This window comes from Paenibacillus sp. SN-8-1 (assembly GCF_050995535.1).
Lineage (GTDB): Bacteria > Bacillota > Bacilli > Paenibacillales > Paenibacillaceae > Fontibacillus.
Map to the genome: position 1 here is coordinate 1,076,551 of NZ_CP194782.1, position 16,720 is coordinate 1,093,270.

General features: G+C 48.1%; 16 protein-coding genes. 7 read left to right on the plus strand and 9 right to left on the minus strand.

From position 1 onward, the window contains the following. Positions 1–246: 246 nt before the first annotated feature. From ACRRNK_RS05040 to ACRRNK_RS05055, 4 genes are all read right to left on the minus strand, one after another. Positions 247–1,233 (minus strand): BtrH N-terminal domain-containing protein, encoded by a 987-nt coding sequence (locus tag ACRRNK_RS05040; protein WP_433945710.1) that lies wholly within the window; start codon positions 1,231–1,233, stop codon positions 247–249. Then, on the minus strand, positions 1,226–1,789 hold the full coding sequence (locus ACRRNK_RS05045; RefSeq protein ID WP_433945711.1) for a PadR family transcriptional regulator: 564 nt from the start codon (positions 1,787–1,789) through the stop codon (positions 1,226–1,228). Before ACRRNK_RS05045 ends, ACRRNK_RS05040 begins: the two co-directional genes overlap by 8 nt. 455 nt (positions 1,790–2,244) lie before the next feature. Further along, positions 2,245–2,799, minus strand: a complete 555-nt coding sequence (locus tag ACRRNK_RS05050) for a dihydrofolate reductase family protein (RefSeq protein ID WP_433945712.1) — start codon at positions 2,797–2,799, stop codon at positions 2,245–2,247. A gap of 333 nt (positions 2,800–3,132) precedes the next feature. Further along, on the minus strand, positions 3,133–3,987 hold the full coding sequence (locus ACRRNK_RS05055) for a sulfurtransferase (protein ID WP_433946808.1): 855 nt from the start codon (positions 3,985–3,987) through the stop codon (positions 3,133–3,135). A 58-nt stretch (positions 3,988–4,045) separates the two neighbouring features. On the opposite strand from ACRRNK_RS05055, the gene ACRRNK_RS05060 reads away from it, so the two are divergent. Further along, positions 4,046–4,210: a hypothetical protein gene (locus tag ACRRNK_RS05060; RefSeq protein WP_433945713.1), complete on the plus strand. Its 165-nt coding sequence runs from the start codon at positions 4,046–4,048 to the stop codon at positions 4,208–4,210. 52 nt (positions 4,211–4,262) lie between these two features. On the opposite strand, the gene ACRRNK_RS05065 is transcribed toward ACRRNK_RS05060, so the two are convergent. Beyond that, complete coding sequence (locus ACRRNK_RS05065) at positions 4,263–4,475, minus strand: hypothetical protein (RefSeq protein WP_433945714.1); 213 nt, start codon at positions 4,473–4,475, stop codon at positions 4,263–4,265. Positions 4,476–4,936: 461 nt separating this feature from the next. Here ACRRNK_RS05065 and ACRRNK_RS05070 point away from each other — a divergent pair, with 461 nt between their 5' ends. Then, positions 4,937–6,352 carry a deoxyguanosinetriphosphate triphosphohydrolase family protein gene (locus ACRRNK_RS05070; RefSeq protein ID WP_433945715.1) on the plus strand — a complete coding sequence of 472 codons (1,416 nt, stop codon included), beginning with the start codon at positions 4,937–4,939 and terminating at the stop codon, positions 6,350–6,352. Positions 6,353–6,497: 145 nt separating this feature from the next. On the opposite strand, the gene ACRRNK_RS05075 is transcribed toward ACRRNK_RS05070, so the two are convergent. Continuing rightward, the gene (locus ACRRNK_RS05075; RefSeq protein WP_433945716.1) at positions 6,498–7,373 is read right to left on the minus strand and encodes a LysR family transcriptional regulator; all 876 of its coding nucleotides are present in this window, start codon (positions 7,371–7,373) and stop codon (positions 6,498–6,500) included. Between the two features lie 110 nt (positions 7,374–7,483). Between ACRRNK_RS05075 and ACRRNK_RS05080 the strand changes: the two genes are divergently transcribed. Continuing rightward, positions 7,484–8,893, plus strand: coding sequence for an MFS transporter (locus ACRRNK_RS05080; RefSeq protein WP_433945717.1), 1,410 nt, complete (start codon positions 7,484–7,486; stop codon positions 8,891–8,893). Positions 8,894–8,984: 91 nt separating this feature from the next. Here the strand turns inward: ACRRNK_RS05080 and ACRRNK_RS05085 are convergent, their stop codons facing one another. Beyond that, the gene (locus ACRRNK_RS05085; RefSeq protein ID WP_433945718.1) at positions 8,985–9,176 is read right to left on the minus strand and encodes a hypothetical protein; all 192 of its coding nucleotides are present in this window, start codon (positions 9,174–9,176) and stop codon (positions 8,985–8,987) included. A 411-nt stretch (positions 9,177–9,587) separates the two neighbouring features. Between ACRRNK_RS05085 and ACRRNK_RS05090 the strand changes: the two genes are divergently transcribed. Next, positions 9,588–9,944 (plus strand): hypothetical protein, encoded by a 357-nt coding sequence (locus ACRRNK_RS05090; protein WP_433945719.1) that lies wholly within the window; start codon positions 9,588–9,590, stop codon positions 9,942–9,944. Between the two features lie 90 nt (positions 9,945–10,034). Here ACRRNK_RS05090 and ACRRNK_RS05095 read toward each other — a convergent pair whose 3' ends face one another. Further along, positions 10,035–10,604, minus strand: a complete 570-nt coding sequence (locus tag ACRRNK_RS05095; RefSeq protein ID WP_433945720.1) for a thymidine kinase — start codon at positions 10,602–10,604, stop codon at positions 10,035–10,037. 96 nt (positions 10,605–10,700) lie between these two features. Continuing rightward, entirely contained in the window at positions 10,701–11,327 is a 627-nt protein-coding gene (locus tag ACRRNK_RS05100; protein WP_433945721.1) for a sterol desaturase family protein, read from the minus strand. A 315-nt stretch (positions 11,328–11,642) separates the two neighbouring features. Here ACRRNK_RS05100 and ACRRNK_RS05105 point away from each other — a divergent pair, with 315 nt between their 5' ends. From ACRRNK_RS05105 to ACRRNK_RS05115, 3 genes are all read left to right on the plus strand, one after another. Then, positions 11,643–14,672 (plus strand): efflux RND transporter permease subunit, encoded by a 3,030-nt coding sequence (locus ACRRNK_RS05105; RefSeq protein ID WP_433945722.1) that lies wholly within the window; start codon positions 11,643–11,645, stop codon positions 14,670–14,672. 416 nt (positions 14,673–15,088) lie between these two features. After that, positions 15,089–16,279 (plus strand): acyltransferase, encoded by a 1,191-nt coding sequence (locus ACRRNK_RS05110; protein ID WP_433945723.1) that lies wholly within the window; start codon positions 15,089–15,091, stop codon positions 16,277–16,279. A gap of 107 nt (positions 16,280–16,386) precedes the next feature. Continuing rightward, entirely contained in the window at positions 16,387–16,653 is a 267-nt protein-coding gene (locus ACRRNK_RS05115) for a hypothetical protein (RefSeq protein ID WP_433945724.1), read from the plus strand. The last annotated feature ends 67 nt before the right edge of the window (positions 16,654–16,720 follow it).

The following is a 16,720-nucleotide window of genomic DNA, read 5'->3' on the forward strand; positions in this document are numbered from 1 at the left end:
CGGCGGGGTGGGTATGATTTCCTGTAAATGTACTGGTAACTTTGGATATGAAATTCAACAAAAAATAGAATTCGTGTATTGACTACTTGTTGAATTCAACACCTCTATGTAAAACGCACAGGAGTACATCGCCAGTAGGGCAATGTACTCCAATGGATAGTTACACTGATTAATCTACTCTTATTACCGGCAGCCATCGGATTCTCCTCATAACTGATCCCGAAAGCTGTGAATCTAGCCAAAGAATCAGATGTTCAATAATAGCTCCATGGCTTCACGTTCCTTGTCTGCGATCTCAACCAAAAGCTTGGAAGTTTGGTTCAGCTCCTGATAGCTGCCCGTTCTTCCTGCTATGTCGAATGAAGAAGACACGCTTACCCACATGGGAGCGATTTCCGCAAACAGCTTGTGTGCCTTGTCCAGTCTTGAGTCTCCAAGATGAGCCATGCATTCTTCAAGAAAATCCCGATATAGATTCCGGAACAAAGCTCCGCCAGTTCCCGCCTTCTCCATTAACTGCGCAGTCAAGCATAGATCTGCATCTATATTCTCGCTTCTAGAAGGCCATTTCAGGACTTCTTGGCTCATCTTGAGAATGCCCTTATTCCCTATATTGCGAATGGGCGGATTTAGATAGTCATGTGCATTTTGGGTTATAGAGGATCGGATAGCGGGTACAAGCTCAGGAAGCGTATCAGGCGGCTCAATCGTAAAGGAACGATTCTTGGAGCTCATTGGGCCCTTTGCGCTTCTCGCCATGGCCAATTGCGTCAGTCGTGTCTTTACAAGACCACCTTGCTGCCTTGTATCCGCCATGTAGGCGTAATCGGCATCCGCGCCATAGATTACTGCGTAATGACCTGCAAAATGCACCTTTTTCGTAAAATAGTCCAGGTAATACGAGTCTAATTTCAGGCCAACCGGAACTCCGCGTTCTAAGAAGCTCAGCACATTCCGCCACGCTTTATCGACAGAAGAGCTCTCTTGTACCTTGAGGGCCAAGTTGAGCCGGGATGCCAGGCAGGTGGTCAATTCATCCGGCTTCACTCTTCCCCCGATAAAGGGAAAGTCCATCTGCTTGGAATCCCAGTAAATGAAACCGAATCCCTGACCTAATCCGAATAACATCGGCTCCGATAGCTGAATTCCAGTAAATTGAAGCAAGTTGCCCATAGTTGTCGTTTCGCAATGATCCCCTTGATAAGGCACGAAATCCTCAATGATTCTACTCATGTTCCTTCGTCTCCCCCAACAATTCATGAATGATATTGCTAACAAATGCTTGTTCACTCTCGATGAGACTCACCGGGTGAAGAAAAAGTGCCCTGGCGTGAAGCGGTAAATGAGCGCCGCCTTGCGATTCATACATCTGCCTTAGATGATTCAATGACTCTCCTAGAAAATCCAGCCGTTTGTGCAAAGCTTCAATCGCCTCATCCTTCTTCACAACAGGTAATGCGGCTAGCCCGAGATCGAATCGGTTATCGCGTTCCCGGGAAGAGGAGAGGCTGGAAATGACTTCATCCCTCAGCGCCCCGATACCTTTTCCGGTCATGACAAATCGTGTCGGCATAGGCCCTTTCCCGGATTTCTCGCCTGATTCCTCGTGTGCGATCAATCCCTTATCGTTCAATTTCTTCAGACCAGCGTAGACTGAAGTCGTACCGATATTGGCCCATTCCCTATAACCTCGCTGATCGATTAGCTTATTGATGTCGTAACCTGATGCTTGTTTACATTCTGCGATAATTTGTAGCAGCGTAAATTCAACATTCGAAAGTGGATTCATGTCTAGGCTCCTAAAAATTAATATTACACATGTGTAATATAACACTAGTGAAATAAAATATCAACGTAACAATGTCGGTGGGGGAAATGAAGTAATGTTTTCACCAGACGAAACCAAGGTAAATCGAAGGGGAGGAGGAACGCAACAATTGGAGCTGGAGAGCAGGGGGGAGTAAGGACGGCATAGCAAGAATGAAGAATTGGGCATGGAGAAGCTGCAAGCGGAAAGGCATTCAAGTTTTCGAACGCAACATAACAAAAAGGACTGCAACAGTCGGCCTCTCGGCAATCTGTCACAGCCCTCCAACCCGCGTCTGGTGCAGCTTCTCTTTCTTATTCTTCTCCTGTCGCTACCGGATTCTCCTAATACTGATCCAGTCGCTCCAGCATATTATCCCATCATTAACCCCCATGTTCGAATAGATCCAAATCAAAAAGAGCGGGTTCGCAATATTTTTAGTTCCCATCAAAATGATAAATTAGTTGTACAACGCCTGAGGAGAACGTTCTTGTATTAACCATTTTTAAAGTCAACCTCTGTTTTATATCCACAAACAGCGGTTTCCCTTCTCCCAAAACAACAGGGTGAACAGATAATCTAAATTCATCAACAAGTCCTAAATTAATAAAAGTTGTAATAAGACTTGCTCCCCCATACAGCCAGATGTCTTTGCCAGGCTTATTCTTTAATTTATTTACTTCTTCAAGAATACTATCATTTATGAATACGGCTTTATTATCAGTCCCTTTTTGGGTCCTGGAAAACACATATTTCTCTTTGCTATGAACCAATTCCCAAAACTCTTTTTCAGAATCAGTATGTTCAATTTCTGGAGTGAATTGTCCCCATAAATCGTAGCTTTTTCTTCCATATAAAATTGTATCAATTTGATTTAAAAAGTGATTAAACTCCATCTCAGAGTCCATAATGCACCAATCAACCTCACCATTTTTCCCTTCAATGAAACCATCTAAAGTGACCGCTAAATCTAAAATTATTCTTCGTTTCATGATTTGTTACTCCTTTCGTTATTCTACCTCCCATTCTAGACCTCAAATACGTCACCTTATGTCATATTAATGAAAGTGAGGTGTTCCTCCACGTGCTCCGTACGAAAGATTGCTCCGCGCCTTTTATGGATGGACGCAAACGAAAATGCCGAGCGTTCAACAATAACCTGACCCGACCGCCCTACTGTGGCTGGCTCCGGGGTTCCTGCAACTACTTAAGTCGGGTTCTTGTTTGCAAGCTGTTGAACGGGAACGCCAGAGAGGGCCGCAACAGGTCACTTGCACCTAACCTGTACAGCCCTCAACCCCGCGTCTGACGCGGCTTCTCTGTTCTTACTCTGCCCCTGTCGCAATCGGGTTCTCGTTATACGAAATCCAATCGCTCCAGCTTCCCGGATACAGCTTCACATTCGTATACCCGAGATTATGCAGTGCGAGCACATTTGGACAAGCGCTGACACCGGAACCGCAGTATACAACAACGTCCCGGCCAGCTTCAGCTGCTTGAATAATATCTGCAAAATGCTCCCTGAGCTCGGCCTCGCTTCTCCAGGCTCCGCGCTCGTCAAGGACCTCCTTCCAGAAGCGGTTAGCCGCTCCTGGAATATGCCCTGCGCGGGCATCGATCGGCTCTTCCTCGCCGATATAGCGCTTCGCTTCGCGCGAATCCACCAGCAGCGCGCCGCTTGCCCCGGCGGCAGAGGCTTCGCGCACCTCGCTGACGTCAGCCCACATGCCGCGCTGCGGCTGAGCGGTGAACGTCTGCGGAATGACCACATGCTGCTCGGCGCTCACGGGATAACCCGCCGCCTCCCATGCGGAGAAGCCTTCGCTCAGCACGAAGACCTGCTCATGCCCGGCATAGCGCAGCAGCCACCAGAGCCTCGCGGCGTACATGCCGCCCTGATCGTCGTAAGCTACGACTCTCGTCTGCGGGCCAATCCCGGCCCGTCCAAGACGCTCTTCCAGTGCCGCCATATCCGGCAGAGGATGGCGGCCGCCATGGGCCTGGACCGGCCCTGACAGGTCTGCCTCCAGGTCCAGATAGACGGCGCCTGGAATATGGCCGGCGTCATAAGCCTGCCGTCCTGCTTCCGGCTTGCCGAGCTGGAAGCGGCAGTCCACAATCACTTGATCCTGCTCGTAGAGTCTTGCGAGCAGCCAGTTTTTTGCAACTAATGTTGACATCATTACTCCTCCTCTATATAAGACGCAGTTAGAAAGTTGGCATGCGGGGAGAGGCGTAATGGAGGGGAAGCTTGGAACTGTAGGAGCGAAGCGATCGCCTACAAGCTTTCTGAAAGAAAGCTACATCGGAAGCATAAGCTTTGTCTCCAGATTTCATCTCTGCTGCAGTTTATTCAAGAAATCTGGAGAGAACAGCGACCGAAAGTCCAAGCATTCCCCGTAGTTACGACTGTACCCACAAATGTGAACATTTTAAGCTGCGTCTTACTATCCTTTTATTTCCGGATCTCAAAAAACTGACAATCCTTGCGTGAATGATAGGCAAGCTCGCTTACGCCCGATTGTACGATGACGGTCTGGTCATCGAAGCGGATAATGACTCCGCCGGAGTCGACCAGATGATCGTCCTGAAATACACGAATACGATATTGCTGGTCCAGCGCTTCCTGAAAGTCCTGTTCAGTCAGGAGCGGTCTTCTAATCGGCATGGTGATTCCCCTTTGCTGGCACAATTTCCAATTAAGGTTACCATATCATAAAAATGACCCTTGGTGCGACCGCAAGCTGCTGCAGGATTTTATGCCTGGCAGGGGACCTTTAGATTCTCCTTTTGACTTCAAAGAGAGTCTGGAAGTACACTAGTTAAAAATTACTAAAATCTACTATATAACAAGCAGTTAGAAAAATGACATGCGAGGGAGGGGCGTAAGGGAGGGGAAGCTTGGAACTGTAGGAGCGAAGCGATCGCCTACAAGCTTTCTGAAAGAAAGCTACATCGGAAGCATAAGCTTTATCTCCGGATTTCATCCCTACTTAGGTATACATCAAGAAATCTGGAGATAACAGCGGCCGAAAGTCCAAGCATTCCCCGTAGTTACGCCTGTACCCACAAATGTAAACATTTTAACTGCATCATATATAGCAGATCTAATATAGGAGTGGCTTTATTATGGACGTTAATGGACTCAGGCAGCATAGGCAGTACCCGGATCAGGCGGGACACGGGCATGGCAATGCGCGGGCAGCTTATGAGCGTGATTATTCAAGATTGATTCATTCGCCAACTTTCCGGCGCCTGCAGGGGAAATCCCAGGTGTTCGGGGCCGGAACCGGCGATTATTACCGGACTCGTCTTACCCATTCTCTTGAGGTAGCACAGATTGCCAGGGAAGCTGCACGCAGCTTGATTCGTTCGTATCCTGGTATTGATACCGCGCGGGCTGGGAATCCGGGACTTATTATCGATTCCGAGGTTGTGGAATGTGCGGCAATTTGTCATGATTTTGGGCATCCTCCTTTTGGGCATAAGGGAGAAGAGGTGCTCTCGGGAATACTGGACCGGTTAATTGAGGATAAAGTGCAGCAGGAACTGAGGAAGAGCAGTGATCCAGCTGCCAATGAGCTGCTGATTCGCTCCGCAATGAGGCAGAAATACGAGCATTTCGAGGGGAACGCCCATAATTTCCGGCTGATTATGTTCCTGGAGAAGCGGGAGGATCTGGACGGGCTGAACTTGTCCGATGCGGTTCTGTTGGGAACGAACAAATATCCTTTTCCCGGCACGGTGAATCATAAGGGCATGTATCACCATGAATGGCAGTATATTTCCGAGATCCGCAGTCTCTGGGGGATACCGGCAGGCAAGAAGACGCTGGAAGCCCAGCTTATGGACCTGTGTGATGATATTGCATACTCGGCGCATGATCTGGAAGATGGGATCAAGGCAGGGAAGATCGAGGTGCATGAGCATTTCATGCAGGACCCGCATATCCAGCAGCTGATTGTGGAGAAAGTGAACACGCTGGAGGATCCATGCTGGCAGGGATGGGACGATGAACGCATTCGCAGTAAGGCAGAGGAGGTGCTAACAGCGTTCCTTCGGGTCTGGAATGAGAAGCTGCCGACCTGTGAATTTGATCAATCCCGTACACGCCGGGAGGTCAAGGCTTATTGGGTAAGCCTCTTTGTAGGAAGTCTTGGCGTAATTCCGGACGGGAATTGGCAGAAGGTGACTTTTGTCAGGAACGGGGAAGAAGACGAGGACATGCTGCGAACGGTCAGTGTGCTCAAGAGCTTCGCATGGGTTACGATGATTCGAGACCTGAGGGTACAACGTCTGCAGAAGCGGAGTGCCTGGATTATCAAGAGGCTCTGGGATGCGTTCGTAGACCCGCATACGTCGAAGTCCATTATCCCAGGGGATTGGCTTCGCCGCTTTGACCGCGATCAGAAGAGAGAACACCCAATCTGGACCTGGGAGCATATGATCATTGATTATATTGCGGGCATGACCGACGCTTACGCCGAGAAAATATACAATGAACTGTATGGACTCAAGGTCGGCTCGATTTATGATCTGGATTAGCCCAAGCAGAAAGGGGCTGATCCAGCTTCGGGAGCTGGAACTACAGTAACCATGCTTAATCACTAGACTATGTTAAATAGACAATAGAAATAGGAGCAGCGGCAGGATTAGACCGGACAATACAGTCTAATTCTGCCGCTGTTTATTATGCCATCTCCCCAAAATATTCTACAACTACGTCACGGAATTCCAATGCAGCCCGCGAAATATATCGGCTCTTGTGTGATAATAAAGCGATCTCCCGTACCAGATCGTGATCCTCGACTTTGAGATAGTGTATATGCTCATTTGAGTTTTTCGCTGTGCTTGGAATGAAGGCGATGCCAATTTGTGCTTCCACAAGAGAGCTAAGCCTGGCAGGTTCATCTCCCTCATACACATATTTGGGTGTGAATCCGGCGGATTCGCATATCGAGTCCACTAAATCACGAGCACCGTAGCCCTTTTTTACTCCGACAAACCATTCATCTCTCAATTCCAATAAAGATATGCTATCCCGCTCTGCCAGAGGATGCCCCTTGGGAACAGCAACAAGGACCGGATCGATGCACACGACTTGGGTATTGATGTCATCTCCATATATAGAGGGGGAGGACAAGCAGAAATCGACCTCTCCGCGGTGAAGAAGTGTGATCATTTCCTGCATGTTCAGCATTTGTACATGAAACTGTAAATTTGGCCGCTTTTTCCGAAATTCCCGCAGGATATTGGGGAGCGAGCTTGCGGTGGTCACCGCCAATTTGAGAGTGCCATGTTCAGGGCTGGACAAGTCGTTAATCTCCTGCTTCCCCTGTTCGAGTTCAAACAACGCTCTTTCAGCACGGCGCAGGAAGCTGTTCCCAAATTCGTTCAATCGCAGCTTTCTGCCTATTCGATCGAATAAAGGGACCCCTAAATCATCCTCCAAGCGCTGAATCGTCTTGCTTAGTGATGATTGGGTTACATGCAGACTTCGCGCGGCTTCGGTCACATGCTCCAATCTGGCTACCGTGAGAAAATACTGCAGTTGAAGAAGTTCCATTTGCATCCTCCACTTATTCCTTCTAATCAATGAAATCATAACATGAAATGCGTTGGAATAAATAACCGTTTTCAAGTACGATGACATAAAAAAAGTGAGGGGGAGCAAATATGAGTGCTCGAAGCAGGTGGTTAATGATATCCGTGTGTCTTGGGATTCTACTCAACCCATTAAATTCTTCGATGGTTTCTGTAGCACTTCCAAGTCTGCAAAATGTGTTTAAGCTTGATTTTACGGGTGTGTCTTGGATTATATTTTCTTTCTACATTGCAAGTGCGATCGCACAGCCTGTTATGGGAAAGGCCAGTGATTTATTCGGTCGCAGGCGGATATTTCTAACAGGGCTTGTTATATCCTTCGTGGCTTCCTTATTAGCTCCGCTGTCACCATACTTCGGGATGCTTATTGTGCTGCGCATTGTGCAGTCAATCGGAACAAGCATGATGGTTGCGGTGGGAATGGCTATAATACGCATTCATATTACGGAGAAACAAGCTACCGCGCTGTCGGTTTTGTCCATATTCTTATCCGGAGCCGCAGCAGTAGGACCCTTTGTAGGCGGGGTTCTGGTTCACTTATGGAGCTGGCCTGCTATCTTTTTGGTCAATATTCCGTTTGTGGTGGCGAGCTTTCTGCTCGCTTGGAGGACTATTCCCAGGGAAGAGCAATCATCATTCCTTGCTGCACGGGACATGTCTTTTCGTAAATGGCTTGCTGTAATTGATGCTTCAGGAATCCTGCTCTTCGCAGTGGGACTGGTAGCCCTGCTCGCTGGGTTACTATCCGTCAAATCATCCGGGCAAATCTCAACGGGAAATGTTATTACTTTGCTGATCGGGATCGTGGTGCTGGGGGCATTCATAAGACATGAGCTAAAATCAAAATCACCCTTCATTCCTTTGCGCACATTCGCCAAACATCCTGGGATGACCTCTGTCAATGTCCAATATATACTTGTTAATTTGCTGTATTACTCGCTCTTCTTCGGGTTCCCGTCCTACTTGCAGACCGTTCGGCATGTCAGCGAGTTCCACACAGGAATCCTCATGCTGACCCTGGGCCTGTGCTCATTAGTGGCTTCACCACTGGCAGGACGATGGATCGATAAGTCAGGACCCCGGCCGGCATTACTTGTATCCGCCCTTCTAATGTCATTTGGGTCCATTTGGATTGTAACCTTGAATCAAACGTCACCGTTGATCAGTGTATGTTTGGCACTAGCTGCATTTGGAATTAGTAATGGGCTGAACAATGTAGGCATGCAAGCAGCCTTGTTCCAAAGCTCACCCAAAGAAATCATCGGAGTAGCCTCTGGATTATTCAATACCTCCAGATATCTGGGAACCATTCTCTCTTCCTTGTTGATAGGTATCGTAATGGGGGGCAAGTTCAGCTTCAGTGGCTTTCGGTGGCTTGGGATGACCCTCGCGGTAGTTGCTTTGTCTCTGATATTTATGAATCTACGGCGACAGGAGTCAGGACAAATGCAAGAGTCAGAGATTCCATCAAGTTCAAGATAGAGAAGAGATCAAAGTAAGCATATGTATGCTCCAAGATGTCAACACAACTTGAGTTATGTTAATCAGCAGTCAGAGTGGGCAATGCACGCCTTTATTTCATGTCCAGATTAAAGGCACTTGCCATTGTTCTATAACTGGACAGACAAGACACGATCGCTAGTAATACCGTAATGACCAATGAAATCATCCAGTTCTTATGGAAGACAAGTAGAATACCAAATGCAATCAGAAAGGTTAAGAATCCAATCAATAGCGAGAACAGAACTATCCTTTTCTTCGTCATAAGCATCGTTCATTACGCTCCAATCCCTAATAAGATTAAGTTGACTGTTAAAAAAAATCTTACTATGCTAGATCCCTTCATTTCCCCATAATATTAACATATATTGGAACTCCAACTCCCTTTTAATAATTATATAAATTGAACTTAAGAATTACCCGCAGGCAAGAGTGTGAAATGATTCTGGAGAAGCGAAGCGTTCGCCTACAAGCTTTCTGAAAGAAAGCTACATCGGAAGCATATTCTTTGCGATCGGAAGAACATTTCACACGGCTGCCTTTCGGGTAGCTCAATAGTTTAACTTATATAGTTTTTATATCCAAAAATGAATTGTCGACCACGGTGAAATAGCTTAGGATTGAGGAGTGGAAAACGCATACATTAGTAGAGGGCATGGAGGTGGATTTTATTAGCATGTGGATTGTTATTATAATATTGTTTGTCCTGCTGATCTTGTTCAATAATAAGCAGCTAGTATCCGCACGCATCAGGCGTATTTATAAAGAGATTCATTTATTGGCGGATAGGGTGGAGACGGGGCACTCTTCGAAAGATGATTTACCCGAGTGGGAACGCTGTTTGGCTTATCTGGAGGCACGACCAAATGAGTTCAATAAGCTGGAATTGGAGATAGGGTTAAGAGCTAGGTTCACGTCATATCTGGAGCGGCACTATCCGCATGACCCAAGACTGCCCGAGCTGCAAGCAGCGGCCGGATACAGGAAGGATACGATCTGGGGAATGAAGATGAATACATGGGGCAAAAAGTAGATTAAGAGCTGCCCGCTGCGTTAATCTCTTAGAATAGATAGAGGGGGTGTTCCCAAGGTCAATGAACCTCGGGAACACCCCCTCTATGATTTATAACGGAGGATTCGCATGGCATCTGCGGCATACCGGATAATAGGCTTCGCTGCCGCCGATCTGAATCTGTTCGCCACTATATACGGGCTTGCCATTCTCTACCCGGAGATTCATAGTGGCTTTGCGTTCACAGAACCAGCAAATCGTCTTCATTTCTTCTAATTTGTCGGCATAGATGAGCATCTGCTCACTGCCCTCGAACAAATGGTTCTGGAAGTCATTCTTAAGGCCGAATCCCATTACGGGTACGTCCAGCTCATCTACGATACGGGCTAGCTGCATGATCCCTTCTTTCTTCATGAACTGGCACTCATCCACCAGTACGCAGTATGGCCTCGGTTCATGATTCTTCACAATGCCAAATATATCTGTGTCCTCATAGATCGGTATGGCCTTTCTGCGCATCCCTACCCTTGACGACACGAATCCGACTTCATCCCGGGTATCAATAGCCGGAGTGAAGATTAGAACGGGCTTGTTCTGTTCCTCATAATTGTGGGCTACCTTTAGGATCTCAATGGACTTGCCGCTATTCATTGCTCCGTACTTGAAGTATAACTGTGCCAAGATGCATGTTCCTTTCCCTGCTGACAATATCTATTACAGCATAATAGGCAAGCTTGGCGTTAGTCAATGCAGAACCATATGGGAAAGGTGTCTTCTTCATCCGGTTAGACTCTCGTCCTCGGCGTGAGCTGTCCTCTCTGATGAACCCTGGATTCCAGGGGGGAGCTGGTCAGTTCCAAGCATCATGTCCAGAGCAGGATTGGTGACTCCAAAGTAGTGCTGGGAGTCTTTAAAGTGATGAAGTAAGTGGTATTTCTTCATCCACTTCCCAAAGCGTGTACGGGGGGTGATCGGCCGGTGCGAGACATAATGTACCCATTCATACAGCAGATGATAAGCGGCTACACCGAACATGAGCGCACTACCTAGGTGAATGCTTTGGAAAGCTAATGTGAAGACGAGCCAGAATAAGAGATGCACCGGTACGTTGTAAGAGTTAGGTGTGAGCATGTCCTTGAAATCCTGAGGATTCTTGTGGTGCTTGTCATGACCTTCATGAGCCTTTGGCATGATTCTGGACAGCCATCCATGCAGGATAAATCGGTGCGAGACGTATTCAACAATGAAAAAGACCAGTAATCCTCCTAAGACTGCGGGCCACATCCATCGGCTATAGGGTGTGATGATCGTAATAGCCGCATATAGGAACAACATAAATGTGATGAACAATACCCTTGAATCCGTGGCGAACTCTTTTACAAGCTGTTTCTCTTTATGCTTCATATAATTTCATTCCTCTCCTTACGCTTCATATAATTTCATTCCTCTCCTACTTGTTCATATGCCCAAATGCTAATGATATGAACTAAGTCTGATCTGTTCGTCATCCGGTATCTTGGAGTATATAGCAAAAAATGTAACTTTGGTTCCTTAATTATAATTAAGCACAGATTGCACCATTTGGCTACTGGGCCAAAGTCCAGTGATTGACGGCTCTAAGGTCCAGATTTAATTACCTCCTCTAGAAGGTATTCGGTCCCATGCAAGGTAACCTATACTTTTCAACGTGAGAGACAAATTTTGGGGAGGAAGAAGGAATTGAATTCAATAATTCGTTTTAGTATGAAGAATGCCACTGCCGTATTGTTATTGGTAGTGTTACTGGCTGCAGGAGGCTACTATGCGGTCAGTCAAATGAAGATGGAGAAGTACCCGGATGTGGAGATCCCTTATCTGCATGTAAATATCGTGTATCCTGGGGCATCACCTGAGCAGTCCATAAGAGACGTGGGTGAGGTTCTTGAGAAGGAATTCAGAAATATTGATGGGGTCACAGGCGTATATACCTGGGGAGCACCGAATGCATACTCAGGCGTTATCAAAACCAGCATGTCGGTGAGCATGGACAAGATTGAGGAGGAAGCGCGTAACGTCGTCTCCAAAGCCAAGCTCCCTGAAGGCACAGGTGAGCCTGTCTTCTTCAGCGAGAAGCTTGATCCCGAGATCTATACTGTAGCTTATAGCGGAGCAGACCAAGAGAAGCTGCAGCGGTTCGTGGAGGATGAAGCTGTTCCGGCTGTTAAAGCCGTAGAGGGTATTGGTCAGGTCGAAGTGAAGGGCATTCAGGATAAGAAAATATACATACAGATTAAACCGGACAGACTGAAAGAGAAAGGTCTTACCCTCGATCAGGTCCAGCAGATGATTACAGCGAATCATGTGAACATACCGATTGGTGACATCAAGACACCTTCACAGATTTTGCCTGTTCGTATGGATGATACACTGGGATCCGTCGAAGATATCAAGAATATTCGTTTGTTCGCAGCGGCTATGCCCCAGAGTACACCACAAGGGGAAGCCAAGCTGAACTCCTTTACACTGGGTGAGATCGCAGATATTACTTATCGTGCGCCCGAAGAGACCATTACCCATATGAACGGGGAGCCGGCAGTAACAATCAGCGTTCTGTCGAAGGGTGGAGATGACGCCGTAGGGATGGTTAAGCAGATCAAGAATAAGTTATCAGGTCTTGCGATTCCCGCCGGGGTCAAGCAGGAATTGATGCTGGATCAATCCGAGGATATAGAGCACTCAGTCTATGGCATGCTGCGGGAAGTGCTGCTCGGCTGTCTGATGGCTGTTGCGGTAACGCTGCTGTTCCTGCGCAACCTGCGCTCCACCTTGATAGCTGTAATTTCCATACCGCTGTCGATGCTGGCTTCATTTATCGTACTGAACCAGCTGGGTTATACACTGAACATGATGACCCTTGCAGGAATCGCCGTAGCGATCGGGCGGGTAGTGGATGACTCGATTGTAGTCATTGAGAATGTATTCCGCCGGGTACGTGGAGCTCAGGAACGGGATTCGGAGCTGGTCGAGCAGGCTACCCGAGAGGTATCATCAGCCATCACTTCCTCAACGCTTACGACGGTAGCGGTCTTCCTGCCCCTGGCATTCGTGCCGGGAATTGTAGGTAAGTTCTTCGTGCCGTTAGCTTGGACCATTGTGATCTCACTGTTGTTCTCGCTCCTGGTCGCGGTGACCATTGTTCCGCTCATGTCGAGGCTGTTCCTGCTTAAGATTAAGCACAGGGAGCATAAGGAGGGCGGCTTGCAGAAGCTATACCGCAGAATGCTGTCAGGAGTTCTTCGTCACCGGGCTGTGACGCTCTCTCTGGCGATTGTCCTTCTTGCTGGAAGTATGGCAATTCCTGCTGCGGGCGCAATCGGTTTTAACTTCCTGCCCTCGGATAAACCGACCAACTTTAATGTCGATGTCACGATGCCGGTAGGGACGAATGGTGCCGTAACGCAGAAGGTTGTTAAAGCGGTCGAGCAGGCAGTCAAGGCTGAACCGGGAGTGGAACGAACCTTTATTCGCGCAGGTAATGAAGATGGACGTGTCTCCTTCAAAGTAACTGAGGAAGCGGATACGAACCGAATTGGCGAAGAGCTTCGGAAAAAATTCACCGATATCAAGGGCGCTGAAAGTATTGTACTAGTGGGTCTTGGTGGGATCGGCGGGAACAATTTGAGCATTATCGTCAATGGGCCTAATCAGGAATCGATCGTGGAAGGAGCCAATCAAATTGCAGCCGCGATCCGCAAGATTGATGGCTTGGCGGATGTGAGAAGCTCAGCTCAAGGAGAGAAGCCAGAAATTGCGATTGATTTGAATCATGAGCGAGTGGCCGAGAATGGGCTGACTCCAGCCCAGATTGCCTCAAGCCTCAGAATGATGGTTACCGGGGGCACCATTGCAAGTATGGACATTAATAATAAGCCATCCGATGTAATCCTACAGCTGCAGACGGGCCATACGGGATCTGCCGAGCAGCTGAGAGAGCAGGAAGTAACCGGTGCGCTGGGCCAACATGTGAAGCTTGGGGATCTGGGTAAGATCAAGAAGGTCCAAAGCCGGACCATGGTTGCCCATTTGGACGAGAAAGAATATATGGAGGTCTACGCGGCTATCACCGATAACAACTCAGCCAAAGTTAGTAGTGATGCCTTCGCGGCCATCAATGCCCTAAAGCTGCCGAATGGAGTTTCCTGGACCTCTGAAGGTGCCGCCAAGGAAATGAATGCAGGCTTCGTTAACATGGGGATTGCCCTGCTGATTAGCATTGTGCTTGTCTATTTCGTGATGCTGCTGGCCTTCGGGCAGGCGATGCTGCCGTTTGTCATTCTCGCTTCCATTCCGTTCTCTGTCATTGGAGCGATTGGCGGGTTGTTCCTGGCAGGTGAACCGATCGGAATGTCGGCTATGATTGGACTTCTTATGCTGAACGGCATCGTGGTAACCAATGCGATCGTGCTGCTTGACCGTGTGAAGCAGAATGAACAGAAGGGGATGGAGAGACGTGAGGCCTTGATTGAGGCCGGGGTTACCCGCGTGCGGCCGATTCTGATGACAGCTATTGCGACAGTTGGGGCCTTGCTTCCTCTGGCCCTATCCACCGAGGCCGGATTAGTATCCCGTGCTCTTGCGGTGGTGGTGATCGGCGGACTTGTCAGTTCAACTCTGCTTACCCTGCTTATCGTGCCGGTCATTTACAGCTTCATGGGCTCACGCCGTGAGAAAGTGAAGCAGGAAGTGCTGGTTCCGGCGAAGCAGCTGTGAAGGTAATGGTTAACGTATTGTAAGCCAAGATGACCTGACTAATCTCTTGCAAAGAAGCCGTTCCAAAGGCAAGTAAAGGAACGGCTTCTTTTGCTTTTATTTGTTTGTTTTTTTGGAGCAATTTCGTCGAAGCCTGCGGAGAGACGAACGATTGCGGACAAGCGCTAGCGGTCGCCTTTGGTTTTGGATTTCATCCGCTTAACACTCATTCTAGAAATCCAAAACCAACAGCGATGGGAGCAACGTTCGTTCTCGGAGTCTTTCGAACACAAACCGAACTCCTAGACAAATAGGGGGCCGTCTTATGACTTTGGGACGGCTCCTTTTCCTATTTCCATTTATTCGGGGAACTTGAAGTTAGGACAATCCTGTTATAATAGATAAGCGAATTCAGAGTAACAGAATAGGAGCGTGTGATGACTCGGATATCGAAAGAAAGAATACTAGAAATTGAACTCCTTAGAGGGATTGCCTTTGCGGGGGTTGTATTTCAGCATGCGGTTGCCCATTATGGCTACCTGAAGGAGACTGGACTTGCCGACGGCGCGCTGCTGGCGCTGCTCGTGATCCTTTCGAAATTTGCGGTACCCGTATTTATTTTTATTACTGGAATGGTACTCTTCTATAATTATGACGGCCAGCTGAATTATCTGTCTTTTCTAGGTAAAAGAATCAAGGACATTGGAGCTCCCTTCTTCATTTGGTCCGTATTTTATATGTTCCTGAACCATGCCCTTCCGGGAGCGAAGCTTCACGAGGTCTTAGCTGCTGGGGAGAGGTTAATCACGGGGAAATCAAGCTTTCATTTATGGTATGTGTTCATGATGGTCCAGTTCTATCTGCTGTTCCCGCTGTTCCGGTATGTCGTCCGGGGAATATCTGATCGTCTGCGTCCATCGGTTCGTCCATGGGTCGTTGCCGCAGCAGGGGCAGCCTATATAGGGCTAATGCCACTCATCGGAATGATCGGGGGTCTGTTCACCGCAGCGGATATTTCAGTGCTTACCCCGCTGTTCACCAATTATGCGGACCGGAATGTGCTCTATTATTTATTTTATTTCCTGCTGGGCGCGGCTGCCGGGATGAACGTTACCAGATGGCAGTTATGGGTTAGGAAGGGACAGCGTCTCTACTGGCCGGTATTTATCGGTTTCACAGCCTACTTTTTCTACCGGCTCGTGAATGGTTTTCAGCGAGAGGACGGCCTGCATATTAATTTTAACGGAGTTGCCCTGCTGCAGCCGCTTATGGTTGTTTTCCTGACCAGTTCCATATTTGTACTCTACCGGATTGCGATGGCTATGAAGACTAGCGGAAATCCGCTCTTGCTGCGAATGCTTACTAGAGTAAGTGTGTTATCTTATGGAGCCTACCTGATGCATGCCGGGGTCCTGCGGATTGCTTATACACTGGAAGGCAGCTTGTTCGCGGAATGGAGTATCACCCTGCGCACCCTGATCGCTTTTATATTATGTATGGTGATGTGCAGCCTCTTTACGTGGATACTGGCGAAGCTCCCATTTGGTAAATGGGTGGTAGGGGTTCATTTTCAGAGGGCAGCGAAGACTGGGCAGCAGGCGGTTCGGAAGCCCGGCGTGACCTCTTAGCGAGAACGCGTCGATATGAATTTGCGTGAGATATTACAGGCCAGCCCACACCAACAGGCTTATGACTGCGTAAATTGAGACATGAACCCCTGTGGAGGTGATAACCAATGGCAAAATTGTCCAATCATGCGAAAGCTCGCAAGTATTTGAACAAACGGGTTAAGATCAAGACCAAGACAGGCAGTATCCTGTACGGAACTATTGTAAAAGTATCGGGCAAGCGGCTGTATTTGAATACCTCCTCGCTGCACGGTAAGGATACGAAGGCTCATGTCACTTTTGCACCCCTGATTCTGCCTCTGGTCCTTTTCGATCTGCTTGCCATTATTCTGCTGGAACGGCCTAGAAGAAGACACCACAGACACCACTGGTAGCTCGCAGCGCACGTCACATAACAAGCCGCCAGTCAGCTGCTGAAGCCCAGAATATGCTGTCAACCTG

What these genes read in the sequence shown, in the direction of transcription:
- ACRRNK_RS05040 (WP_433945710.1), bottom strand. Translation starts at nt 1,233, where the DNA reads ATGAGTAGAATCATTGAGGATTTCGTGCCTTATCAAGGGGATCATTGC.
- ACRRNK_RS05045 (WP_433945711.1), bottom strand. Translation starts at nt 1,789, where the DNA reads ATGAATCCACTTTCGAATGTTGAATTTACGCTGCTACAAATTATCGCA.
- ACRRNK_RS05050 (WP_433945712.1), bottom strand. Translation starts at nt 2,799, where the DNA reads ATGAAACGAAGAATAATTTTAGATTTAGCGGTCACTTTAGATGGTTTC.
- ACRRNK_RS05055 (WP_433946808.1), bottom strand. Translation starts at nt 3,987, where the DNA reads ATGTCAACATTAGTTGCAAAAAACTGGCTGCTCGCAAGACTCTACGAG.
- ACRRNK_RS05060 (WP_433945713.1), top strand. Translation starts at nt 4,046, where the DNA reads ATGGAGGGGAAGCTTGGAACTGTAGGAGCGAAGCGATCGCCTACAAGC.
- ACRRNK_RS05065 (WP_433945714.1), bottom strand. Translation starts at nt 4,475, where the DNA reads ATGCCGATTAGAAGACCGCTCCTGACTGAACAGGACTTTCAGGAAGCG.
- ACRRNK_RS05070 (WP_433945715.1), top strand. Translation starts at nt 4,937, where the DNA reads ATGGACGTTAATGGACTCAGGCAGCATAGGCAGTACCCGGATCAGGCG.
- ACRRNK_RS05075 (WP_433945716.1), bottom strand. Translation starts at nt 7,373, where the DNA reads ATGGAACTTCTTCAACTGCAGTATTTTCTCACGGTAGCCAGATTGGAG.
- ACRRNK_RS05080 (WP_433945717.1), top strand. Translation starts at nt 7,484, where the DNA reads ATGAGTGCTCGAAGCAGGTGGTTAATGATATCCGTGTGTCTTGGGATT.
- ACRRNK_RS05085 (WP_433945718.1), bottom strand. Translation starts at nt 9,176, where the DNA reads ATGACGAAGAAAAGGATAGTTCTGTTCTCGCTATTGATTGGATTCTTA.
- ACRRNK_RS05090 (WP_433945719.1), top strand. Translation starts at nt 9,588, where the DNA reads ATGTGGATTGTTATTATAATATTGTTTGTCCTGCTGATCTTGTTCAAT.
- ACRRNK_RS05100 (WP_433945721.1), bottom strand. Translation starts at nt 11,327, where the DNA reads ATGAAGCATAAAGAGAAACAGCTTGTAAAAGAGTTCGCCACGGATTCA.
- ACRRNK_RS05110 (WP_433945723.1), top strand. Translation starts at nt 15,089, where the DNA reads ATGACTCGGATATCGAAAGAAAGAATACTAGAAATTGAACTCCTTAGA.
- ACRRNK_RS05115 (WP_433945724.1), top strand. Translation starts at nt 16,387, where the DNA reads ATGGCAAAATTGTCCAATCATGCGAAAGCTCGCAAGTATTTGAACAAA.